This window comes from Microcoleus sp. PH2017_12_PCY_D_A (genome assembly GCF_020738565.1).
Taxonomy (GTDB): domain Bacteria; phylum Cyanobacteriota; class Cyanobacteriia; order Cyanobacteriales; family Microcoleaceae; genus Microcoleus.
In genome coordinates this window covers 1-22,740 of the sequence record NZ_JAEQCI010000027.1, presented here as the reverse complement: position 1 = coordinate 22,740, position 22,740 = coordinate 1, and the positions used below count along the sequence as shown (strand labels likewise).

Below are 22,740 nucleotides of genomic sequence, written 5' to 3'. Positions count from 1 at the left end.
CGAACCCAGTTCGACTAGGTAAATAGTCCAGTTGGGTGAGGTTAACACGGTTGGCAGAAATTAGATTTAAAATAGAGTGTGTATGCAAATGTCGGCGCCAACAAGGCAAAAAGATTTTCAAATTTTTGAGAGGTTGATATGAAAACACACAACTTGTTAAACAGTATTGCTGCCGCTGTGCTAGTTGCCGGATTGGCACTTACCGCAATTCCGTCAAGTGCAATTGCTGAACAGATACAAAATAACGATCGCATAGATGGAGTAATCCGCCGCACTTCCCCGATTTACCGTTTCCGAAATATGTGGACGCCCGGTACTCCCACGGAAGAATTGCGCGGTCAAGAATATACTTTCAGCGCTCGGGAAGGCGATAACATTCAAGTGTTTTTAGATACGGATAGAAGTCGCGGTTTTACTCCCGTCATGGTACTGTTTTACGGGAACAACAAGCAAGTCGCTTTTACCCAAGACCGTTCTTTTAATTATCAAATTCCCCGCAGCGGCGATTACAAGCTTTTGGTGTTAGCGAAAGATGCTGCGAGGGGCGGTAGCTACACGGTGGAAGTTTCGGGAATTGATGGCGACAGACGGGCTAGCAATAGGTGGGATGACAGAAGCGACAGGGGCCGAGACAGCCGCAGCTACGACGGTGAACGGATTTTGCGAGATGATTTTGGCTTGCGGCCTGTTGATTGTCGCGATCGACGCTCTATAGTAAGAGTAAGATTTGACGATGCCGGCAGGGACGGGACTTATTGCGCTGTACCGACTAGGGCTGTTCCGGCGGGCGATTATTATTACAATTCGCGGACTAGGGATTTAGATTCGGCGAGGCTGGATGATGGTAGATTCGATCGATCTAATGATAATAGCAGGTTCGATCCAAGTCGAGATCAATGCCGCGTATCTGTAGGCGGAGTGTGCGTGACAAGGTAATTTCGTTTGTTTCGTTGGGGCGGGTTTTACAAACCATCAATGAGTCAAACCAACCATCTCAAAAACCCGCCCCAAACACTAACCATGCGTTCAGGATTATTGGTATATTAATAATATTAATGATGTAGCAAAATCTATGAGTGTTAAAGAACTTGAAACAGCAATTATGAACTTGTCAATTAAGGAACTATCCGAACTAACTGCTTGGCTGATAGAGTATCGCCAACAGGTTTGGGATAGACAAATTGAAGACGATTTGGAGGATGGGCGGTTAGATGCGCTACTTGATGAAGTTGATGCAGAGTATGAAGCGGGATTGGCTAAAGTGTTATGAAGCATCTGACTTTACCGCGTTTTTGGAACTGCTATCACCAGCTACCTCAAGAAATACAAGCTTTAGCCGATAAAAATTACGAATTACTCAAAGTCGATCCCTGTCACCCTTCGCTGCATTTTAAAAAAGTTGGCAGGCGAAAGCAATTGCAATCGGTGCGAGTAGGCGATAGTTACCGGGCCCTAGGAGTTGAGAAACCTGAAGGTATTGTCTGGTTTTGGATAGGGACTCATGGTGATTATGATGCAATATTAGCTCAGAAATAGAGTCCTCGATAGACTGCCATGATTATTGTTATTGCGAAGACTGTTTCTTGTCCGAAGAGAGGAACGAAGCAATCGCAGGATTTGTGGTTCATCGCTTCTATATCTTGGACTGTAGCGCGGGTTCAGAAACCCGGTTTCTTGGTAGAAACCGAATTTCTTTGTAGAAACCGGGTTTCTTGGCGTCGCGAGTTTCCATTCAATTAGTTTCCAAGCGCGAGTGGGGAGATAGTTGAATTTGTTCAACAGTCAGTTGCTGCTTACCAGCTAAAATTTGTGAGGCAATTAATTCAGTTTCAAAAATAATGGATACTATTGATATTTAAGGCTTCCGTTTTCATTGTATTCAAGTTCATGATACTTGCCACCTAAACCTAAATCATGTAAGCACCTCTGGTAGTTTTTCGGGCCCATATCAAAAGCATTAGTCTGATTCAATCTTGCCCATTCAGCTACTTTTAGCTGGCTAGTTACCCCTGAAGCATCAACTACGGTTTTGACAATCCAATCAAACATCTTTATTTACTCTTTAAGTTCGTATAATTTAATTATATTCCTATTGATTTTTTTGGGTCAAGTTTCCATTCAATTATTTTCCCCAGCGAGTGGGGAGATTTGCAAGGGCTCCCAAAATTATCCGTCAAAACTCCTTCAACCCAGTACCAAAAATCGCTTAAAGCCTTGCCCAGCAATGCTGCGAGGGTTAGAACGAAACAGCGTATTTTCAAATTAATTGAGTCCAGAAAACAGAAGCGCTGAAAAAACAGATGCGGAGATTGCTTCGTTCCTCGCAATGACAGATAGTGCCTCGCAATGATAGATAGTATGGAATTTACCCATCAAACCCAAAGAAACCGGGTTTTTTTGCGAATCTGCCGACTGCGACGAAGAATTATCGCCCAAAACCCGGTTTCTGAGCCCCGCGTCAGTCCGAATACACATACAGACATCAGACAATAGCTGCTGCGGGCCGATCGCCGAATTTTCGATCGAAAAGGACGATCGCACAGTGGTAAGCTACCAAAGACATTAAAAGATCTAAATTCGAGAAAAGTTAAGATGTCATCATTAAATGAAGTTCCCTTGCTGTTGCGGGCAGCCCGCGGCGAAACCCTAGACCGCCCGCCCGTGTGGATGATGCGCCAAGCCGGTCGCTACATGAAAGCCTATCGAGATTTGCGAGAAAAGTATCCCTCCTTTCGCGAACGTTCCGAAATTCCCGAAGTTGCGATCGAAGTTTCGCTTCAGCCGTGGCGCGCGTTTCAACCCGACGGCGTAATTTTATTTTCCGATATTGTCACCCCAATGCCCGGTTTGGGCATCGACATGGACATCGCCGAAGGTAAAGGCCCGATTATCCACGCACCCATCCGCACTCAGCAGCAAATCGACGCTTTGCAACCGCTGAACCCGGAAGAAAGTTTGCCTTTTATCAAAACAATCCTCAAATCCCTGCGCGCGGAAGTTGGCAACAAATCCACCGTGCTCGGTTTTGTCGGCGCGCCCTGGACTTTAGCAGCCTACGCCGTTGAGGGCAAAGGTTCCAAGGATTATGCCGTCATCAAAAACATGGCGTTTTCCGATCCAACTTTACTGCATCAGTTGCTGTCGAAATTCGCCGATGCGATCGCAGTTTACGTGCGCTATCAAATCGACTGCGGCGCCCAAGTAGTGCAAATGTTCGATTCCTGGGCCGGCCAACTGTCCCCGCAGGACTACGACACCTTCGCTCTACCATACCAAAAACAAGTATTCGAGCAAGTCAAAAAAACCCATCCCGACACCCCGCTAATTTTATTAGTCACAGGTAGCGCGGGCCTCCTCGAACGCATGACAACATCCGGCGCAGATATCGTCAGCGTCGATTGGACGGTTGATATGGCCGACGCGCGCAAGCGTTTGGGCCCGAATATGAACGTTCAGGGAAATCTCGATCCCGGCGTATTGTTTGGTTCTCAACCGTTTATTCGCGATCGAATTCTTGATACAATTCGCAAAGCGGGCGATCGGGGACACATCCTCAATTTAGGACACGGCGTATTGCCGGGAACTCCCGAAGATAACGTGCGTTTCTTCTTTGAAACCGCGAAACAAGCCGACAAATTGCTCGCAGTTACTGCTTAAATCCCACAATCCGACAGGGGTTGAAACCCCTGTCTCATAGCTAAAGTCCTCTTAAGAGGACTAAAGATTAATATTTCAGTCGGTTTTAACTCACCGAAGAGCACCTTTGCGAATAAAGCATCCCGTAGGGGCGGGTTCACTCTTGAGCCTTAAAAAGTGCAAACAGGCTAAATAAACCCGCCCCCACCCACAAAAAAGCCCTTTATTAACAATGGTGCTCTTCAGTCGGTTTCAACCGACTTTTGCTATTAGCCAGGGGTTTCAACCCCTGGCGGATTGCAGGAGAATGAAACAGCTCAATTCTCTCCTTTCTCTCTCCCATCTTCCGCTGCGGCAAAATGAACGCCAAAAAAATTTTCATAACGGGTGCAAGTGGCTGTATCGGTCACTACATGGCCGAAACCTTGATTCAACAGACAAACCACGAACTCTACCTATTAGTTCGCAACCCCGACAAGCTAAAATTTGACTGGAAAGCGCGATCGGGCATCAATATCATACAAGGCGACATGAAAGATATCGAGCAATTTGCCGAACTCCTGCAAACAATAGACGTAGCAATTTTAGCAGCCACAGCTTGGGGAGGAACCCAAGAAGTTTTCGATGTCAACGTCACCAAAACCCTGCGCCTAATCCAACTACTTTCGCCCCAGACTTGCCAACAAGTAATATACTTTTCAACCGCCAGCATTCTCGGTAGAGACAACAATTTGCTCAAAGAAGCCGGAGAACTGGGAACAGATTATATCCGCTCGAAATACGATTGCATGACGCAATTATCTACCTTAACAAACGTGCCTCCAATTACCGCACTTTACCCAACCTTAGTATTAGGAGGAGATGCCGAAAAACCAGTTTCTCACCTATCATCCGGTTTGCCGCTTGTCGCCAAATGGATTGGTTTGATTCGCTGGCTGAAAGCAGATGGCAGTTTTCACTTCATCCACGGTGCAGACATTGCCACAGTAGTTAATTACTTAGTCGAACATCCGCCGATTTCTGAGGAACCGCGACATTTTGTACTAGGAAATCCGGCGATTACAGCTAACGAAGTTGTCGAACAAGCTTGCCAGTATTTGCATAAAAAGATATTTTTTCGGATTACTTTATCACCTTGGCTGGCCGATTTCTTTATTTGGTTGTTCCGAATTCAGGTGGCTGCTTGGGATAGATTTTGCATCAGCTACCGCCATTTTACCTATCAAAATCTGGTCAATCCCGAAAGCATCGGATTGCCCAGTTACTGCGGCACAGTTGCTGATATGTTAAGGACTAGCGGGATTCCCGATAAAAATGTAAAGTAGGGTGATATTTTGTGCGATCGATTAACCGCAATAAACAAGGAACGCACGTGCGGACTTTAGTCCGCTGGTTTAGTTGCGGACTAAAGTCCGCACTACGAACCAATCGGGCAAGGAACGCACGTGCGGACTTTAGTCCGCTGGTTTAGTTGCGGACTAAAGTCCGCACTACGAACCAATCGGGCTTCTAGCCCGTCCCTAATTCTTTATCCTATTAAACTCTACTATTTCCAATTCTTTTTTGCCTGATTCCTACACTTTTCAAATCGGATTACCGCCAATCAAGGGTCAAATACGATAAGATATCAGCATTTGCCAACTTTAACAGGGAACTGCAAGCTAAAAATTGCGCCCATTATCTTTGTGTTAGGGGGTGTCGCCCCTCCCTCGATAGTCGATCGCGCGCAAGATCGTAATTTTAGCCTTAACATTAAGTCTTGAGAGTCGATCGAACTCTCACGTCCCGCCAGCCCGATCGCAAGTTATTTACTGATGTGAGGTTTAACATAATATGCGAGTGCTTCTAGTTTACCCCCTGTTCCCGAAAACATTTTGGTCTTACGAGAAAATCCTAGAATTAGTCGATCGCAAAGTGCTGCTTCCACCGCTGGGTTTGGTAACAGTAGCAGCTATTCTACCCCAAGAATGGGAATTCAAGTTAGTCGATCGCAACATCCGACAAATCACCGAAGCAGAATGGGAATGGGCAGAGCTCGTTATTCTGTCAGCGATGATTGTCCAAAAAGAAGACTTGCTAGACATCATCCGCGAAGCCAAACGGCGCGGTAAATCAGTAGCCTGCGGCGGCCCTTACCCGACTTCCGTACCCGAAGAACCCCAAGCAGCGGGCATAGATTACCTGATTCTCGACGAAGGCGAAATCACCCTACCGATGTTTGTCGAAGCGGTACTGCGGGGCGAAAAAAGTGGAATCTATCGATCGGACGGCGTAAAACCCGATGTTACCACAACCCCAGTTCCCCGCTTCGACCTGCTCGAATTAGACGCCTACGACTCAATGTCGATTCAATTTTCGCGAGGCTGTCCCTTCCAGTGCGAATTCTGCGACATCATCGTCCTCTACGGGCGCAAACCCCGCACCAAAACTCCCCAACAATTAATAGCAGAACTAGACTGTCTCTACAACCTAGGTTGGCGGCGCGGCGTCTTCATGGTAGACGACAACTTCATCGGCAACAAACGCAGCGTCAAACTGTTGCTAAAAGAATTAGAAGTTTGGCAAATAGAGCACAAATTCCCCTTCAACTTCAACACAGAAGCATCCATCGATTTAGCCCAAGACCAAGAATTGATGGACATGATGGTGAAGTGTCATTTCAACGCAGTATTCCTAGGAATTGAAACCCCCGACGAAGACAGCTTGCAAATGACCAAGAAATTCCAAAACACCCGCAATTCTCTGATCGAATCAGTAGAACTAATTGCGAAATCCGGTTTGCGAGTAATGGCCGGATTCATCATCGGATTCGACGGCGAAAAACCCGGTGCAGGCCAGCGCATCGTCAACTTCGCCGAAGCAGCAGCAATTCCCAGTACAACCTTTGGAATGCTCCAAGCTTTACCGCACACTGCATTGTCGCACCGACTAGCAAAAGAAGGCAGATTGCGCGACAAATCGGGGAACTTGAATCAGACTACATTGATGAACTTTATTCCGACGCGGCCGCTAGAAGACATCGCCAGGGAATATGTCCAAGCATTTTCTGACGTGTACGATGCTGAGAAATACTTAGACCGCACCTACCGCCACTTCTTGATGTTAGGTGCACCTACAGCAAATATACCATCAAGAATCCCCAGTTGGATCGACTTGCGAGCGCTGCTAACCGTAGTTTGGCGCCAAGGAGTCAAGCGCAAAACTCGCTGGAAGTTCTGGCATCATTTATTTAGCATTCTCAAACGGAATCCCGCAGTTTGGGATCACTATTTAACAGTATGCGCCCACAACGAGCATTTCCTGGAATACCGCCAAATTGTGCGCGATGAAATCGAAGCTCAATTAGCCGAGTTTTTAGCTGACGAAGCTCAACAGCAGCAGCAAAAAGCCCTGATTGCTTCCCTTGCCGAAAAACAAGTGCAAGTAGTTTAAGATTTACACTCATCTGGAGGGGTAATCAGAAACCGGGTTTTTTACGAATATCTTTCGTCGGAGTCGAGAGATTAGCTAAAAACCCGGTTTCTTTGCAATGTGAGTCCGAAACCGGGTTTTTTACGAATATCCTTCGTCGGAGTCGAGAGATTAGGTAAAAACCCGGTTTCTTTGCGTGCTATCAGTGCATTAATCTTGTTTCCAGGCAGAGCCTGGAAATGTGATATATTGCGACTCTGCTGCCTCTTGAGAGCAGGTAATCTAGTTTAATATAGTAGATAATTATGATATGATAGAATACAAAACATATTGACTCAAGTTATATGACCACAATAACTACAGTAACAACAGCCTCCCAACTAGCAGATTACTACATTTGGTTTGCCAATGACGTAGGCTCCTACCTCAGCAACCACAAGCTCCAAAAACTTTTGTACTACGCCCAAGCATGGTATCTAGCCTTTGAAGATACACCGCTTTTTGATGAGGATTTTGAAGCCTGGGTGCACGGGCCGACTATCCCGACTTTATTTTACGAATACAAAGAAGAATTTGGGTTTAAGCCAATTCTCAAGGAAGTCGAAAAACCAGAGTTTCCCGAAGATGTACAAGAGTTTTTAGACGAATTATCCGATGAGTATTTTTTTTGCGATGCTTACGAGCTGGAATTGATGGTACGACGCGAAGACCCCTGGATTAAGGCTAGAGGTAACTTGCCAAAAGATGAACCTTCTCATGCTATTATTACCAAGGAATTAATGAAAGAATTTTACAAAACCCGTGTCATCGAAGAAACCTAAAAAGGCAGATATACGCCGCCAGCCATCCTTATCTAGTATCAAGCGTCAAGATGTAAAAATACCCGAAGGAGTGAGTTTTTCTTTCAGGTACTATCAGGATGACAAAGATAAATTTTCACTAGCAGGCCGAGATTCTAGATATCTAGCATCTCTCTTGAGAAGGCTGCGGGATTTATCACAATTGAATTCTCAAGAAATCATCAATAATCAGAGTAAAAGCCTGCGCTGTCATGGCATAGCATGGCAAGATACAACAGAGCCTAATGGTTTCGGAATTCCCAATGAAGATGAGCTAGTCAATATTCCCTACCAGTTTCAAATATCTGCTAATGAATACGGTAGGGTGCATGGATTTTTTAGTGAAAATATTTTTTATATTGTTTGGCTAGACCCCGACCACAATCTTTATAGTTGAAACATCGTAATTTGGTAGCAGTTAACCAATATTAGATCGTATAATAAAAAACTTATTGAGTCAATATTTTTATGGGTATTTCGGAGATTCGAGCGGACGAGAGAGTTAAACACATTCATTTTACCGAAGAAACAATTAGTGTTGATTTAATGGATGGACGAACCATTACCGTGCCTTTAATTTGGTATCCAAGATTGTTTAATGCAACTCCCGAGCAAAGGGCACAATGGGAAGTATGTGGAGGAGGTTATGGCATTCACTGGGAAGAAATCGATGAAGACCTCAGTACAGAAGGAATGTTGCGGGGGGGGGCACCTGCTCCGAAGCCCCGGTAGGGTGCGGCTCCATCAAAAATCCCCCAAAAAATTGTACATCTGATATATCCGCACTACACAATAGTTAGGTACGCCGCCTCACAAATCCCCCATTATCCATCAAAAAACAGACATATCCGCACCTACGAAATAGCTCAACAGCCGCCGCAAAAAGGGCTGATGGCTGCGATTCGATCGCAAACAAGCAGACTGTGTAAAAACAGACTGTAGGGTGCTTGTGGGTACACCTTACATCAGTTTAATTAAGTATGGCGATCGCACTCAAACCCCATTTTTCTTTCTTTTTGTCAAATTTTTTCACAACAGCAACATTAACTTTTTGATCGTTCTGCAACTGACACGCTAATTCAGAAGGAACATAAACATCATCTACAAACCCAAAATCACGACCTTGACACAAGCGAAACTGACCAGTTTTATGAGACACACTATCAAAGAGCTTACCTGATTCACGTTTCTCAACCGCAACAACTGTTAGGCGATCGCCACTGTCATCAACAGTCACCGTCACCGGATCGCCCAGTCTCAGATTTAAGTTCTTCAGCATTCCTCGCTCAGGACTAACAAGTTTTTCAGATACACCATTATACAGCCGTCCAAATTCGACCATTCTTGTTCCAGATTTTGCCACAAAGGTTTCCAGATAGTTAGCATGAGATCGCGGGCAATTTTGCCAAATCACCTTTTCTGCATCAGCAGCTATATTTGCTAACACTTCCTCCGCGTTAGACAAATTTCCTGCACGATTGTACCAACTAGCAGTCAAGAGATTGCGGAGGGATTGGGGGACTTTCCATCCGTTATTGTTACGAATAGTAAAAGCTCGATCGGCAGCCCATTTAGCAACTTTCTCTTGTCCTCTATTTGCTGCGAGTCGGCTGAGATCCTCAAAAACACTAACACCAAAATTTTCATCCCTGCAAGTCAAACACGCTTTTGCACAAAGTGCTAACGCTAGTTGAGGATCGGAAGTTTCCACGACTTTAGCTAATGCGTGCCACGCCCAGTAATCGCTACGCTTCTGCTTGACAAAAGAAACCAGAAGTTTTTGAGCTTCGGGCGATCGCCCCAAACGATTTAGCAATAAAGCCTTGCGATAATTTAGCCATTCCGGTTTTTGAACTTTGGCGCGATCGAGTGCAACATCGATCAGTTTAACTGCAAAATTTTGTAATTCTCGTTGATCGGGATACTCTTGGGCTGTCAATTCGCAAGCAATCTTTCCCACTTCTCTTGCTGTTTTTTCAACCAATGACTCAAAAACTGTACCATCCTTACCAGTAGAAACCTGAAAATCTTCCGCTCGAAAACTGTCAATACCAGCCCATTTTATGAACTTGGGTAAAAACTTGAGTTCCTGTGGAAATCGAAGGGTTTGCGATAGTAAAAGACTAAAAAGTAAATCAGGTCGTCGCAGCAGCTTGAGTTTGTAATACTCTCCCAATATTTCCCTGAGTTGGCTGACAGACATATTTGTCTCTATCGATTGAGATTGCTTAGCAGCCTCTACATTTCTTTTTACTTTTTCATAGAGAACCCAACCAATACTGTTAGCAAGCCTTTCGTCGTTTGGATGCTCTTTCAGTAGTTCGTATCCTCTGAAGTAGGCTCGATCTATCTGTCCAGCTTTTCTCAAATTAGTAATTTCTTCGCTTAAATTCGACATTATTCTAACTCCAGTGCTTTGCGAACTAATTTTTCGATTTCTAAATTTGTGTACCCAATTGGGATAACTCTTGTAACAAAACCATCTCCAGCGTAGAAAACTTGCATTTTGAGCGAGCCAATTTCTGAGTAGAGATAGTAAATTTCGTGAAAATCATGGTGTTCAATTCCCTGAATCGCTATTTGGTGTCGCTCCATTTTTGGTTTAATTAAAGCGTGAACTGTTTCTTGAAATTCATTATCAAATCGCACATTTGATGATGTAATAGCATTACGAACTATGTCGGAAAACTCAATAGGATCAGAACTCACAGTTTTAATTCCAGTCACATGAAATTTGCCATTATAATGCAAACGCATAGAACAGCTTTTTTTACCGTCTTCCGACCCAAAATCGTAAACTTCTATCCACTTATGATGATTGCATGAATTTACTTTTATACGGTGAGTCCGGAGACTTTGCACGATATTAAAGTAAAGATTTCTTAAAGGTTTTGACGGTATATCGAAAGGTGAAATAGTTGTATCTTCTTTCAAGTCTGAATCAGGATCGAATGCAATGAGATTCTTACAAACAACAGAATCTAGCTTTCCTTGATTGCCGTCCCAAGTTGCCTTGGAAAATGGTGTAATTGAGGGGAAGTTCACGAGTAGAAGTCGGTTTGTTACTACAGAAAATAAGGTATAAACCCATCGAAAATAAGTGGCATTTGTTTGTCCTTGCTCAGTCTCCATATTAGCGATCGCAGTTTGAAACTGATTTCCTTGTGCGCGATGCAGGGTAAGTGCGTACCCAAACCTCAGATGGGCTGCATTGAAGTATGGATCGTTGCGTAGAAACTTGGCTAATTCGCTAGATTTATCCGATTCTTCTGATTCTGTCCCCTGTTTCCACTGTTGATTAAATCTGTTTGTTGCCGAAACACGCAAAGCTAAAAGTGTGTCCTTTGACACTTCCGGCTTATCCGCATACAAATAATCGTTTAAGCATAAAAACTTGACCTCTTTACCGTTGTGAAGTAGCCGCACTCGAATACGCAAAAAGTCTATCCTAATTGGATGTTCGCGTCCTTTAAGCGGTTGTATTAATGATGAAATATTTGTGTCAACTTCTATGACTTCAGCAAAAGAGTTACTTGATATGTAAGTTCGCTCTAACTTTTGTTCATCTACTTCGACAGGACTATTATGTATATGTACAATATCACCAGCAACGAGGTCTTTCCCTCGATAAAAAAACTTTTTCCTAACATGATTATTGATGCGGTTAACCGATTCGTTGGAGAAAACTATAAACTTGGTAAATTTGGAATTCTCAAGAAATGCAGCTTTCGATACCTCTTGTTGATCGCAGCTATCGACTATTTGGATGCAATGCGAGGAATCGGCTATGGCTGCGAGGTGATTAAATCTGCCACAACTTATACTTTTAGCCAGTTGTTGACAATTTCTTACAAACAAATTTTGCTCTTCGCCTGGAAGTATAAAATCAAGATTGATTAACTCTATCTCACCACCGATAGCAGCCTGCAAGCGTTCATAACATAGTGCTGATTCATCAGTTTTACCTCTGCTTATCTGAAATGGATCGCCCATAAAAATTACCTGTCTTTTGCTCTCTTTGATATCGGTATATTCCAGAAAATCCGTGAGAACTTGCCCGCTACCATAACGAAAAACATCAGTCTGAAACAGTGAATCCGATATCAGGTGGGCATCACCGACGATGTAAACTTGTTTGTCTGTATCCTCATTTTTTTTCAATCCATAGACAACCAGATCCTTCTCTAATTTAGAGTTTATTGAAAAAATATGTGAGTAAATACTTTGTGATTCAACTGGATAAAGAGACGCAATTTTACTGTTAGGGGCAAGCACCGAGCAATTTCGACCTAACGATCTGGATATATCTCCAATAGCTTTTTGCAGAATATTTAAACCTGTTCCAATCATTCCAGTAACGATTAAAATCTTCTTTGAGGAAGCTAAAAATTGCTCAATGCGATAAACGACAGATTCTAGACACTCAGGCAACTCAAGTTTAGTCGTGTTAACTGCTGATAAAGTAGCAGGAATCGCTCTGACACCCAATTCTACAGGTACATACTCAGGAATGGCAATATCCGTGACAATGTATTCCAAATCTTGATTAGAAAGATTAATCTCTCGGCTAGTAATTTGAGATAACCGTTCTATAGCGCGATCGAAATCAACTACATGAAACCACCTGTCAATCTTGGGTGGTATCTGTATATCGTTAAAATTTATCGGTTTGTGAAAAAGCACTAACCCAGAGATATGTCCTAATTTTTGTTGTCTGTATGACGGAAAATTAATTTCGTTTAATCTGTTGATTAGCGCAAACTTGTTATCTTTAACTTGAATAAATGGATTGAGCTTGCTGCCACCTTTAACCTCGACATCACCTGCAAACCACGGCCCATTTTCTGAAAAACTAATATGTCCGCCGTAGTCTTTGAACTCGATGATGATAATGCTGTTTTTCTTCAGAATTGCTGCATCAATTTCGCTGCCGTGGCAGTAGAAGTTTCCTAGCAGAATTATCAAATCTTCTGCATCGCCCCACGCCCGTGCCAATTCCTTTCGCAAGGCATCGAATAAACGATTCTCATGGGTGGTCTCGTAAGGCTGTGTTCTATATACCCGAACAGTCATAGCTTAGCGACAATTAACTTTATTCGCCCAATAATCTCACAGGTTGAGTACCACTAGCAATAGTTTTTAGGCAAAATTTACTTATATCAGTGATACAGTAACCCGCTTGACTTCTTTGTAGCCTGTGTTACTGCGGAACACGGGATGGCGCGTTGCTCTCAGGAGTAAAGACACCTCTATCATAGTAATGAGGCGAGCGATATCACCTCGGAACGCCACGTCTGTTGGTACGGTAGTCACTTAAGTATAGTAAGTTATTTTTAATACTAAATACCTCTATAGCGGCTGAACTCACCCGCACCAGATAATTCTGATAAGAATTCGAGCATTTTTGCGATCGCCCCGGATGCAGCGACATATTCGATCGTAGGGCTGAAATCATAAAAAAATCAAAAATTACTCGCTTAATTTGCAATAAAAAAACGCAGATGATTTACACTAATCTGCGTTCATCTGCGTTCATCTGCGGTTAAATCAAACCCTTTTAAACAACCGCCGAAACCTTATCTACAGGCTTTACTTGAGTCAGGAAGTCGTGCAGTTTTTCACCTTCAATTACCTCAGTTTCCAACAGTTGCGACGTAATAGTTTCCAACAACTCTCGATTTTCCTTGAGAATATCCAAGGCTTGCTGGTGCGCTGTTTCGACAATTTCCTTCACTTCTTGGTCGATCGCCTCAGCAGTTTGGGCACTCACCGCACGGCGCGCATTTCCCATACCATCGCCGAGGAAAGATTGTTGAGCGCGATCGTAAGCTAGAGGCCCCAAAACCTTGCTCATACCGTAAGTTGTGACCATTCTTTCAGCTAAATCAGTCGCCCTTTGCAAGTCGTTGGAGGCGCCGGTGGTGATGCTACCGAAGACGACTTCCTCAGCCGATCGCCCGCCCAACAGTGTAGCAATCTGACCGCGCAACTCCGCCTCATCCAACAAGAAACGGTCTTCAGTCGGAACCTGCAACGTGTAACCCAATGCAGCCATACCGCGCGGCACGATCGAGATTTTCGCGACTTCGCCGCCGCCAGTCATCGCAGCCCCAACCATCGCGTGCCCGACTTCGTGGTAAGCCACAATCTTTTTCTCCTTCTCGTTGAGCACCCGGCTCTTCTTTTCCAAGCCAGCTACAACGCGCTCAAATGCCTCATAAAAGTCTTCCTGCGCTATGGCGAGGCGCTTGTTGCGCGCAGCCAGCAAGGCAGCTTCATTGACCAAATTTGCCAAATCTGCGCCCGAAAAACCGGGGGTACGAGTGGCGATCGCCTTCAAGTCAATATCCGGGCCCAACTTGACTTTTTGAGAGTGAATATTCAAAATTGCTTCGCGGCCAGATAAATCCGGGCGATCGACCAAAACTTGGCGATCGAAACGGCCCGGGCGCAACAAAGCAGCATCCAAACTTTCCGGGCGGTTAGTTGCAGCCAGCACAATTACCGTAGTATTACCCACAGCAAAACCGTCCATTTCAGTTAACAGTTGATTGAGAGTTTGTTCGCGTTCGTCATTCCCACCAAATGCAGCATTAGTGCTGCGAGATTTGCCGATCGCATCCAATTCATCAATGAAAACAATACAAGGAGCCTGTTTTTTTGCTTGCTCGAATAAATCCCTGACTCTCGCAGAACCGACACCCACGAACAACTCTACAAACTCCGAACCGGAGATGCTAAAAAACGGTACGCCAGCTTCACCAGCCACAGCCTTTGCTAACAGAGTTTTGCCAGTTCCCGGAGGCCCGACTAACAGCACGCCCTTCGGAATGCGCGCGCCAATTGCGGTAAATTTGTCGGGAGTTTTCAGGAATTCCACAACTTCGACTAATTCAGTTTTAGCCTCTTCAACTCCGGCTACGTCAGCAAAAGTGATTTTCGCAGATTCGCCTTCTACGTAGACCTTAGCTTTGCTTTTGCCGATCGACAGCGCACCCTGAGGCCCGCCACCGCCCCGGTTCGCGAAAAATTGAAAAATCGCCACAAAAATCAGCGGCGGAACCACCCAGCTTAAAACACTGCCGATCCAGCCATTTTTGGAAGGCGGAGTTGCCGCAAATTCAACGCCTTTTTCTTGCAAAAGTTTAGGCAGATCCAGGTCAAAAATTGGCGTAGTTGACAGCACTTGACCGGGCTTGTCGCCTTCGCCTTTAAGTTGGTAGCGAATTTCATTTTGGCCTACCGAAGCTCGCGCCACATCTTGTTCTTGAACTTGGTGGACGAACAAGCTGTAAGGAACTTGCGGAATTTGCGGTCCGAACAAATTGGGCAAAAAGATGTTTGCTAGCAGAAACAAGCTTGATAGCAATAATACAATATTGCTAATTTGCCTAAAACGAGGGGGTTGGGGCTGGTCTTTAATTGCCATTGATAACTGTCATCCTTTAATTTTAAGCAGTTTAATTCATTTATTTTGTCATCAAATGACGACGCCGTGTCAAGCGGATTTCCTCACTCGATTGGTTCGGTTAGCTGGGCTGCACCTATTTGGTATTAAGAACGAACCGCGAAGACGCGAAGAAGCGAAGGAAGAGAAGAGAAGAGAAGAGCGTTATATTTATGAATATTTGGTTAAGAGTTACTTAATGGTTATTATTTCCGAATCGTTTCAAGATTCTCTCGCTTTTTTATTCCTTCGCGTTCTTTGCGTCTTCGCGGTTGGTTATATTTATGCAGCTTCTGGGTTTAACTGAATCATTTCCCAAGTAGTATAAGTGCCGATCGCACCCCAAATCGCGTAAGGTAAGAGTAACAAAGCCGCAGTTTGAGAAATCGGCCAAACAGCCAGCAGCAGCACAACTCCCAAAATCTCGCCAGCCCCTCCCAAAATAGTCCCTACTTTCAGGCTTTTCGCTCGGAGAGTCGCGGGAATATAAGCAACTGTGACAATTTCTAAAAGCAAGTACCAAGCCATCAGCAGCCAAGTTGTGAGACTTCCCGGATCGCGTTCCCACACGAGGGTAGCACTCCCGGCCCCCATCGCAAAAATCACAGTCCAAATTAACGGAATCGCCGGCTCAAAAAACATCCAATCCGGTCTTTGAAGTTTGACCGCCCAGTTAATATCGCGGAGTTTGAAAAACAGAGTCCCGAAGGCGACTGAGAAAGTCGCGCCGCCGATAATCATCCAAGATTGCATCATGGTTCTCAACTTTCAAATTGGTCGATCGCTCAATTAGTCGATCGTGCCAACTCACACCCGAACCTCCATCCGCCTTTAGCAATAAATTTTGTAAATCCAGACGCAACAATAGCTAACCGCCCGAGACATTCTTAGCAAACTCTTCGCGTCCAGAAACTAAATTAGCTGGAACACCGTTAGGGAAATTTTGCGCGATTAAAGCTTGCAACTTTTCAACTCGATTTTCAGGATTTGGGTGAGAGCTCAAAAACTCCGGCGGCGCTTCGCCCGATCTTGCAGCACCGAGAATTTTCATCACTTCAACAATACCTCTAGGATCGTAACCCGCCTCGGTCATAAACCTAAAACCGAGGCGATCGCTCTCAAGTTCATCCGCTCTACCGTAGCGCAAACCGACAACTTGATTGACAGCTTGAGCAATTAATGCTGCTTGTTGTCCGCCACCGCGATCGTCAGTAGTCGCCACCCCAACCGCCGTTACCAAAGCCCTACCCAACTGCTGTTTGGCCAAGTGTTCCGCGCCGTGGCGCCCCACAACGTGACCGGCCTCGTGCCCCAGTACAGCGGCCAACTGAGCCTCGGAATTCAGCCGCCGCATGAGTCCGGCGGTAATGAAAACTTGTCCCCCGGGGAGAGCAAAAGCATTGACAGTTTTGGAGTCTCGCAGCAGGTGAAATTCAAACGGATAACCCGCTTTTTTCGCCTCTGAACCGTTGACAACACGTTCTCCTACTCGATCGACATATTGCTGAATACTCTGGCTGGGATAAAGCCCGCCGTATTGAGCGGCCATTTTGTCTCGCGCCTGCAATCCCAAAACAACCTCTTGGCGGGGAGAAAGCTGCACCCGCTGTTTCTCTCCAGTTACGGGATTTTGTACGCTGCTGGTAAAATAGGTGATTGCTCCAAAAAATGCCATTAATAAGCCGATCGCGAATCGGAATAAAAATCTATTCACAGGCGTTTACCTAAAAAGTTTAGCCTGTACGCTACCAGACCGACAGCTACCTCCACATCTATCTGAAGTATCAACAATGAAAACTGGTTCGTAGTGAGGACTTTAGTCCGCATTTTCCCGAGGACTAAAGTCCTCACTACCAACCGTTTTGAAAATTGGTTCGTAGTGAGGACTTTAGTCCGCATTTTCCCGAGGACTAAAGTCCTCACTACGAACTGTTTTGAAAATTGGTTCGTAGTGAGGACTTTAGTCCGCATATATTAGAAGGACTAAAGTCCTCACTACGAACCGTTTTGAGTGCGGGTAATTAACCAGACACAATATTACCAATTACCAATTACCAATTACCAAATTTCCCATGTTTCAAGCTACTCGCCGCCGCCTTGCTATTTGGTACACTGCTGTTACTGCCGTCTTGTTACTTTTATTTGCCACGGGTTTCTATTTCTACGTCCGCAATACTTTGATCGATCGCATTGACGACACTCTCAATCACGTGGTAGAAATAGTAGAGCGCACTCTCGTAATTGAACCGCTCACTTCCCCTAAAACCGGATCTAAAACTAAGTTGAAAGTTAATATTCAAGCGAGTTTTCGAGACAGCAGCGATGCGGTAGAAGACGACCACATTGATTTAGAATGGTTCAGTCCTACGGGGGAGTTACTGTGGTCTACTTTGTCGGAACCGCTGAATGTTCCGATTCACGCTAACCGCACGGGCGAAACGGTTTGGGTAATTAACAATAAGTTGCAGTCGGATCAAAACTATTCTCTCAGACAAGTTACGCAGCGTGTGGAAATCGGCCGGCAAGTTTTGGGATATTTGCGAGTCAGCCATCCTTGGTTTGAGGTGACAAAACCGATCCGACAATTAATTTTTGATTTGATTTTGGGCGCGGGTTTAACTTTAATTTCCGTGGCGGCTATTGGCTGGTTGCTTTCGGGATTGGCGATCGCACCTGTGCGAGAATCTTACAGTCGTCTCAAACAGTTTACCGCCGATGCTTCCCACGAACTCAGAAATCCGATCGCCACCATTCAAACAAACGTCCAAGTAGCTTTGGCGGAACCAGATATCGAACCGCAGCAACACCAACAGCTACAGGTTATCGAACGCCTGACGCGCCGTTTGGGGCGGTTGGTTGACGATTTGCTGTTTTTGGCCAGACAAGACAGCGGAATCGTGCAGCAGCAGTGGGTTGATGTTCCTCTGGATGCTTTGTTGATGGAGGTGATTGAAGAACAACTGGCGATCGCCCTTACCCAAAATCTCTCTCTTTCCCTCGAAATCATCGATTCGCCCGACACTGAAAATAACTTTACAGTTTTAGGCGACTGGGATCAACTAGCGCGACTGTTTACCAATCTTGTCAGCAACGCCGTGCAGTACACGCCCTCTGGCGGCGAAATTGAAGTAGAATTGCAGTTGCCAGCTAAAAACAAAAGAAATTCCTCGGCGATCAATTCTGCACTGCAAATCAAAGTAACAGACACCGGCATCGGGATTTCCCCGGAAGCGCTACCGCATTTGTTCGATCGATTCTACCGCGCCGATCCCGCCCGCACCCACCGCAGCGCCGCCGGTTCCGGCTTAGGATTAGCCATCGCCAAAGCCATTGTCGAAAATCACCGCGGCCAAATCCGCATTGACAGCCAAGTCGATCGGGGAACCGCTGTTACCGTCACCATCCCCGCCCACAAATCAGCAGAAATCCGCCTCTAAACCTCTCTTCCTCTGCGCCCTCTGCGCCCTCTGCGGTTAATAAAAAAAATCTATCCCTCAAACCCCGATGTTTCTACCTTGCGCCCAAACTCAGCTATTAAAATTCAATTCGGGCATAGATTAACATAAACTTTGTTGGAAATCTCGATCGAACTTGTGAGGAGTTATTTATGTTTCGCCACAATCTACCGTTGAACAAAATCAGCTTGCTAGCAGCCACCTGCGGCGGCTTACTCGTCAGTCTGGCCACACTTTCCCAAGCAGGCGGCCCCCCGCCCCAACAAGGAAAACCGGTTTCCCAACCGAGTCCCGAAGCCACTCCGGGAAGAGGAAAGCCCGTTTCCGAACCGAGTCCCGCTGTCAGCCCCAGCCCCAACGGGATGCCCTCAAAACCCGCAACAACAGACGCGCCTCCCCGCTTCCCGATGCCGAGTGCGCGAGTTGCGCCGGCATCCGGCACGGTAGTAATTAAACTGGTGAATACTACCAATGCCCTCATCAATTATCAAGTCGTAGGCGTTACCCCACCGCGAACTCTGGGCGAACAATCGGAAATTGTGCTCACAAACATCAAAGTGCCAATCACCCTTACTTACCAGCGCCCAGACGGCGGATTGATGCTGGTTCGGCCGCAAGCCACGGCGACGCCGGGAATGTTGCAAGTGAGTTTTGGCGCGACAACTGATTTGGGCGCTGATACTAAATCGCTGGAAATTCAAGAAGATGGGAGAGTATTTTTGAATTAAATTAAAAGGTTCGTAGTGAGGACTTTAGTCCTTCTTCACTCTATCAAGAGAGGACTGAAGTCCTCACTACAAACACGGACTAATCTTAGGTTTGCAGTTAGGAATGCAAGTCCTTCTTCACTCTCTCAAGAGAGGACTGAAGTCCTCACTACAAACACGGACTAATCTTAGGTTCGCAGTCAGGAATGCAACAAGTTTTTCTTCATTCTATCAAGAGAGGACTGAAGTCCTCACTACAAACACGGACTAATCCGAAGAATCATCCTGATTGAAAGGCAAATTCTGATTGACTAAATCAATTTCCTCCTGTTCCCTTTCATTGATTTGACCGATATAAGACTTAAGAATTTGCGCCAGACGGTTGTTGTAAAATCTGTGCAGACTGTAGTTCGGCATCGCAGGAAAACCGCGCCGTTTTTTGTGCCGCCCGCCCGCACCAGGATCGAAGGTTTGGATGCCGCGATCGATCGCCCATTCGATCGGCGTATAATAACAAGCATCGAAGTGCAAGCAGTCGATTTCCTGCAAACTACCCCAATAACGCCCGTAAAGTCGATCGCCCTTATACAAACAAAACGACATACCCACAGGCTGTCTGTCATCTTCCTTATCATAGGCGGCGACAAACAAAACGCGATCGCGATAATTGTGATGCAACTGTTCAAAAAACCGCTTAGTCAAATACTTGCTTCCCCACCAGCCGAATTTATCGCAAGTATTCTCATAAAAAGCATACATTTGACCAAACATCGGTTGGGGAATTTCATCGCCCGTCAGCGTTTTTAGCAACAAACCCGCTTTGTCAACAGCCTTGCGTTCACGTTTGATATTGCGGCGCTGGTTGGCATTAAAAGCGCCTAAATAACCGTCAAAATTTTGATAGCCTTGATTTTGCCAAATATAGCTGTGGTGCAGCCAAGTGCTGAAACCGTGTTTTTCCATGCGCTGCCGCCATGCCGGATCGACATACAGGAAGTTGCAGCCGGAGATGTTGTGGCGATCGCAAAAATGGTCGATCGCGCTTACCATTACTCCCGTTAACTCATCCTCATCTTCCCCCGGCGCAATCAAAAATCGATAGCCTTCAGCCGGAGTAAACGGCGTCATTCCCATCAACTTTGGATAGTATTGTACACCCAAACGCTGAGCTAAATCGGCCCACTGATTGTCAAACACAAATTCGCCGTAGCTGTGGCTTTTGACATAAAGCGGCGCGCAAGCAATCAACTGTTTGTCTCGCCACACAGTCAAGTGATGCGGTAGCCAACCGGTTTTACCTGACGCGCTACCCGAGATTTCGAGATTGTTCAGCCAATCCCATTCGAGAAATGGAGTTTTTAGCGGCATCGCCAAGGCATCCCACGAGGCTTGCGGGATTTCGCCTATTTTGCTAATCCAGGCTACAGAATATTGAGTTTTTGGCTGTTCCAGCATAGGGAGATTTGTGCGTAGAGCGATCGAACTTCACTCTAACAACTAAACAAAAGTTGTGGGTTGCCCTTCCGGACGGGATTGCGGCTATTTTTCCAAAGTTCGGCCAATGAAAATTAGATTTTAGATTGAACAAGCTCGCGCACTAGCTCCCTGAACAGTAACTTAACTGCCTTAGCCGCCACGCGCGATCGCACTAAACGCACCGGCCGCTTATTTAATTTTTCAGCATCAATAATTGCCCCCAACCGATCGCCAATATCATTTTTAAGACGGCAGCGCTGCGGCTCAATCCGGGTAAAAATCCACTGCCAAAGAGCACGCCGACACAAATCGCTACCGCCGCTAACCTTAGATTTTTGCAAATCACCACTGGACTCTTGAGACGGCGCATAACCAAGCGCTTTCATAAACCGGCGCAGAGATAAATGCCGCTTAGTGGGCTTGCCAAACTTGCGACCCTTACAAATCCTCACCTCAGGTTTACCATCAACACCAAGGTAATTCTCAAAAGGATAAATCTGAGAAAGCAGCAGCGCCTCAACTCTGCGACCAAAGCCAAATCGAGCAAAAACTTTGCGGTACAGCAGAAACTGCGGCTCGCTCACTAGCTTGGAAAGTTCAAATTCTAAAGCCATCTCCTCTCGCTGGAGGTCACAAATACGAGCAGCGTGACGGCGAAGTTCATCAGTCAAACCCAAGCCGATCGACTTTTCAAGCATCAAATCATACTTTACAGACTGACGCTCGCCGCACAACCAACCCCACAACAGCGGTACCTTTTCCCCCAGCCGCACCGATCGCACTAACGCCACTTCTGGGAATTGCCATGCTAAATCCTGACGGGCCCGATTGATAATCGGTGACTGCACGCGGTTGAGATGAGCAAGTCGCAAAACTAAGCGGCGAATCTCCACAACAGTTTGCGATCGTACTTGCACGAACCGACGGGGAACATCAAAATAATCCCACCCATAAATCGCCAGCGCCAAAGCATCCGCATCATCATCTTTATCTGGAAGCCCGAGGTGGTGCTCTCGAAACGATCGCAATTCCTTGTGACCGACAAGCCGAACCTCTACACCGGCCCGGGCAAGCTGAGTTCCCCAAAGCCGAGAATAATTAACACCCGTGGGCTCCATCACTGCAACTGTGGGAATATCACCAATCAATGAAAGCAATCCAGCAATTCCAAAAACTGTAGCATCAAACTTATGAAAATCACAGTCATAATAAAATTGTCGGGGTTCAGTTGGTTTCTCTGTTAACAAGCAAGCAGAAACCGAGGCCTTGCTAATGTCAAGTCCAATAATTTGCATCAATTTTTCCAGGTGATAATTTTTCCAACTCCCCATAACAAAGCTTATGAATCACCCAAAGGCCGCACGAGCCTAATTCACTCTTAAAGCTATAAATCGCAGGGGAAAATTACAATCAATCAAATAATAACCGAGCTTATGAAGTACGAAAAGCCACAAAAGCTTGTTTCATTTATAAAGCCCTGAGTTAAAATCGATTGATTGACGGTTGATTTAGACTCAAACCGCGACTCCCCCTTTTTAAGGAGAGTTTCAATCGCCAAGTCACAAGCGATATCATCAGGCGTTAAAATTTAAAAAATGTTAACCTTCAAATGAATCTGACTCAAAACAATCACCATCATCACCATCATCACCATCATCACCATCATCACCATCATCATCCCCATCGCCAAAATTAATTTGAGGAATTTGAACGCCTGTAACAATAGTGCCAATATCGGGAAGGTCAGAAGAGGAAAAGTAATTAACCAA

20 protein-coding genes are annotated in these 22,740 nt (G+C 45.5%); 12 read left to right on the top strand and 8 right to left on the bottom strand.

Annotation, left to right across the window (positions count from 1 at the left end; translation table 11 throughout):
• The first annotated feature begins 138 nt into the window (after positions 1–138).
• From JGK39_RS07640 to JGK39_RS33585, 4 genes are all read left to right on the top strand, one after another.
• Complete coding sequence (locus JGK39_RS07640; RefSeq protein WP_293256983.1) at positions 139–936, top strand: hypothetical protein; 798 nt, start codon at positions 139–141, stop codon at positions 934–936.
• 136 nt (positions 937–1,072) lie between these two features.
• The gene (locus tag JGK39_RS07635; protein WP_293256985.1) at positions 1,073–1,270 is read left to right on the top strand and encodes a hypothetical protein; all 198 of its coding nucleotides are present in this window, start codon (positions 1,073–1,075) and stop codon (positions 1,268–1,270) included.
• The gene (locus tag JGK39_RS07630; RefSeq protein WP_293256988.1) at positions 1,267–1,536 is read left to right on the top strand and encodes a hypothetical protein; all 270 of its coding nucleotides are present in this window, start codon (positions 1,267–1,269) and stop codon (positions 1,534–1,536) included. The genes JGK39_RS07635 and JGK39_RS07630 overlap by 4 nt, the downstream gene beginning before the upstream one ends.
• Complete coding sequence (locus tag JGK39_RS33585; RefSeq protein WP_366048843.1) at positions 1,521–1,700, top strand: zinc-finger domain-containing protein; 180 nt, start codon at positions 1,521–1,523, stop codon at positions 1,698–1,700. The genes JGK39_RS07630 and JGK39_RS33585 overlap by 16 nt, the downstream gene beginning before the upstream one ends.
• 145 nt (positions 1,701–1,845) lie before the next feature.
• Here JGK39_RS33585 and JGK39_RS07625 read toward each other — a convergent pair whose 3' ends face one another.
• Positions 1,846–2,049: a hypothetical protein gene (locus JGK39_RS07625; protein ID WP_293205115.1), complete on the bottom strand. Its 204-nt coding sequence runs from the start codon at positions 2,047–2,049 to the stop codon at positions 1,846–1,848.
• A gap of 543 nt (positions 2,050–2,592) precedes the next feature.
• Here JGK39_RS07625 and hemE point away from each other — a divergent pair.
• The 6 genes from hemE (at position 2,593) to JGK39_RS07595 (ending at position 8,618) form a co-directional block, all read left to right on the top strand.
• The gene (gene hemE, locus JGK39_RS07620) at positions 2,593–3,657 is read left to right on the top strand and encodes a uroporphyrinogen decarboxylase (protein WP_293256991.1); all 1,065 of its coding nucleotides are present in this window, start codon (positions 2,593–2,595) and stop codon (positions 3,655–3,657) included.
• Positions 3,658–3,995: 338 nt separating this feature from the next.
• On the top strand, positions 3,996–4,961 hold the full coding sequence (locus JGK39_RS07615; protein WP_293256994.1) for an NAD(P)-dependent oxidoreductase: 966 nt from the start codon (positions 3,996–3,998) through the stop codon (positions 4,959–4,961).
• Positions 4,962–5,469: 508 nt separating this feature from the next.
• Entirely contained in the window at positions 5,470–7,068 is a 1,599-nt protein-coding gene (locus tag JGK39_RS07610; RefSeq protein ID WP_293256997.1) for a B12-binding domain-containing radical SAM protein, read from the top strand.
• 323 nt (positions 7,069–7,391) lie between these two features.
• Positions 7,392–7,868, top strand: coding sequence for a type II toxin-antitoxin system antitoxin SocA domain-containing protein (locus JGK39_RS07605; protein ID WP_293256999.1), 477 nt, complete (start codon positions 7,392–7,394; stop codon positions 7,866–7,868).
• A complete protein-coding gene (locus tag JGK39_RS07600) occupies positions 7,849–8,283 on the top strand; it encodes a hypothetical protein (protein ID WP_293257002.1) in 435 nt (144 codons plus the stop codon). The genes JGK39_RS07605 and JGK39_RS07600 overlap by 20 nt, the downstream gene beginning before the upstream one ends.
• A gap of 71 nt (positions 8,284–8,354) precedes the next feature.
• Complete coding sequence (locus JGK39_RS07595) at positions 8,355–8,618, top strand: DUF2442 domain-containing protein (RefSeq protein WP_293257007.1); 264 nt, start codon at positions 8,355–8,357, stop codon at positions 8,616–8,618.
• A 238-nt stretch (positions 8,619–8,856) separates the two neighbouring features.
• Here JGK39_RS07595 and JGK39_RS07590 read toward each other — a convergent pair whose 3' ends face one another.
• The 5 genes from JGK39_RS07590 to JGK39_RS07570 all read right to left on the bottom strand — a co-directional run bounded on the left by JGK39_RS07590 (position 8,857) and on the right by JGK39_RS07570 (position 17,047).
• Entirely contained in the window at positions 8,857–10,284 is a 1,428-nt protein-coding gene (locus tag JGK39_RS07590) for a hypothetical protein (protein ID WP_293257010.1), read from the bottom strand.
• A complete protein-coding gene (locus JGK39_RS07585) occupies positions 10,284–12,959 on the bottom strand; it encodes an NERD domain-containing protein (RefSeq protein WP_293257013.1) in 2,676 nt (891 codons plus the stop codon). Before JGK39_RS07585 ends, JGK39_RS07590 begins: the two co-directional genes overlap by 1 nt.
• Positions 12,960–13,443: 484 nt before the next feature.
• The gene (ftsH4, locus tag JGK39_RS07580) at positions 13,444–15,315 is read right to left on the bottom strand and encodes an ATP-dependent zinc metalloprotease FtsH4 (protein WP_293257016.1); all 1,872 of its coding nucleotides are present in this window, start codon (positions 15,313–15,315) and stop codon (positions 13,444–13,446) included.
• A 300-nt stretch (positions 15,316–15,615) separates the two neighbouring features.
• Positions 15,616–16,089 (bottom strand): tryptophan-rich sensory protein, encoded by a 474-nt coding sequence (locus JGK39_RS07575; RefSeq protein WP_293257019.1) that lies wholly within the window; start codon positions 16,087–16,089, stop codon positions 15,616–15,618.
• Positions 16,090–16,201: 112 nt separating this feature from the next.
• The gene (locus tag JGK39_RS07570; protein ID WP_293257022.1) at positions 16,202–17,047 is read right to left on the bottom strand and encodes a M48 family metalloprotease; all 846 of its coding nucleotides are present in this window, start codon (positions 17,045–17,047) and stop codon (positions 16,202–16,204) included.
• A gap of 358 nt (positions 17,048–17,405) precedes the next feature.
• Here JGK39_RS07570 and JGK39_RS07565 point away from each other — a divergent pair, with 358 nt between their 5' ends.
• Together JGK39_RS07565 and JGK39_RS07560 are read left to right on the top strand one after the other, a co-directional pair.
• Complete coding sequence (locus JGK39_RS07565; RefSeq protein WP_293258767.1) at positions 17,406–18,770, top strand: ATP-binding protein; 1,365 nt, start codon at positions 17,406–17,408, stop codon at positions 18,768–18,770.
• A 170-nt stretch (positions 18,771–18,940) separates the two neighbouring features.
• Positions 18,941–19,516 carry a hypothetical protein gene (locus JGK39_RS07560; protein WP_293258769.1) on the top strand — a complete coding sequence of 192 codons (576 nt, stop codon included), beginning with the start codon at positions 18,941–18,943 and terminating at the stop codon, positions 19,514–19,516.
• 246 nt (positions 19,517–19,762) lie between these two features.
• On the opposite strand, the gene JGK39_RS07555 is transcribed toward JGK39_RS07560, so the two are convergent.
• Both JGK39_RS07555 and JGK39_RS07550 read right to left on the bottom strand, forming a co-directional pair.
• Positions 19,763–20,950 carry a GNAT family N-acetyltransferase gene (locus tag JGK39_RS07555; protein WP_293258771.1) on the bottom strand — a complete coding sequence of 396 codons (1,188 nt, stop codon included), beginning with the start codon at positions 20,948–20,950 and terminating at the stop codon, positions 19,763–19,765.
• A 113-nt stretch (positions 20,951–21,063) separates the two neighbouring features.
• Complete coding sequence (locus JGK39_RS07550; RefSeq protein ID WP_293299110.1) at positions 21,064–22,266, bottom strand: transposase; 1,203 nt, start codon at positions 22,264–22,266, stop codon at positions 21,064–21,066.
• Between the last annotated feature and the right edge of the window lie 474 nt (positions 22,267–22,740).

What these genes read in the sequence shown, in the direction of transcription:
- JGK39_RS07640 (WP_293256983.1), top strand. Translation starts at nt 139, where the DNA reads ATGAAAACACACAACTTGTTAAACAGTATTGCTGCCGCTGTGCTAGTT.
- JGK39_RS07635 (WP_293256985.1), top strand. Translation starts at nt 1,073, where the DNA reads ATGAGTGTTAAAGAACTTGAAACAGCAATTATGAACTTGTCAATTAAG.
- JGK39_RS07630 (WP_293256988.1), top strand. Translation starts at nt 1,267, where the DNA reads ATGAAGCATCTGACTTTACCGCGTTTTTGGAACTGCTATCACCAGCTA.
- JGK39_RS07625 (WP_293205115.1), bottom strand. Translation starts at nt 2,049, where the DNA reads ATGTTTGATTGGATTGTCAAAACCGTAGTTGATGCTTCAGGGGTAACT.
- hemE (WP_293256991.1), top strand. Translation starts at nt 2,593, where the DNA reads ATGTCATCATTAAATGAAGTTCCCTTGCTGTTGCGGGCAGCCCGCGGC.
- JGK39_RS07615 (WP_293256994.1), top strand. Translation starts at nt 3,996, where the DNA reads ATGAACGCCAAAAAAATTTTCATAACGGGTGCAAGTGGCTGTATCGGT.
- JGK39_RS07610 (WP_293256997.1), top strand. Translation starts at nt 5,470, where the DNA reads ATGCGAGTGCTTCTAGTTTACCCCCTGTTCCCGAAAACATTTTGGTCT.
- JGK39_RS07605 (WP_293256999.1), top strand. Translation starts at nt 7,392, where the DNA reads ATGACCACAATAACTACAGTAACAACAGCCTCCCAACTAGCAGATTAC.
- JGK39_RS07595 (WP_293257007.1), top strand. Translation starts at nt 8,355, where the DNA reads ATGGGTATTTCGGAGATTCGAGCGGACGAGAGAGTTAAACACATTCAT.
- JGK39_RS07590 (WP_293257010.1), bottom strand. Translation starts at nt 10,284, where the DNA reads ATGTCGAATTTAAGCGAAGAAATTACTAATTTGAGAAAAGCTGGACAG.
- JGK39_RS07585 (WP_293257013.1), bottom strand. Translation starts at nt 12,959, where the DNA reads ATGACTGTTCGGGTATATAGAACACAGCCTTACGAGACCACCCATGAG.
- ftsH4 (WP_293257016.1), bottom strand. Translation starts at nt 15,315, where the DNA reads ATGGCAATTAAAGACCAGCCCCAACCCCCTCGTTTTAGGCAAATTAGC.
- JGK39_RS07575 (WP_293257019.1), bottom strand. Translation starts at nt 16,089, where the DNA reads ATGATGCAATCTTGGATGATTATCGGCGGCGCGACTTTCTCAGTCGCC.
- JGK39_RS07565 (WP_293258767.1), top strand. Translation starts at nt 17,406, where the DNA reads ATGTTTCAAGCTACTCGCCGCCGCCTTGCTATTTGGTACACTGCTGTT.
- JGK39_RS07560 (WP_293258769.1), top strand. Translation starts at nt 18,941, where the DNA reads ATGTTTCGCCACAATCTACCGTTGAACAAAATCAGCTTGCTAGCAGCC.
- JGK39_RS07555 (WP_293258771.1), bottom strand. Translation starts at nt 20,950, where the DNA reads ATGCTGGAACAGCCAAAAACTCAATATTCTGTAGCCTGGATTAGCAAA.
- JGK39_RS07550 (WP_293299110.1), bottom strand. Translation starts at nt 22,266, where the DNA reads ATGCAAATTATTGGACTTGACATTAGCAAGGCCTCGGTTTCTGCTTGC.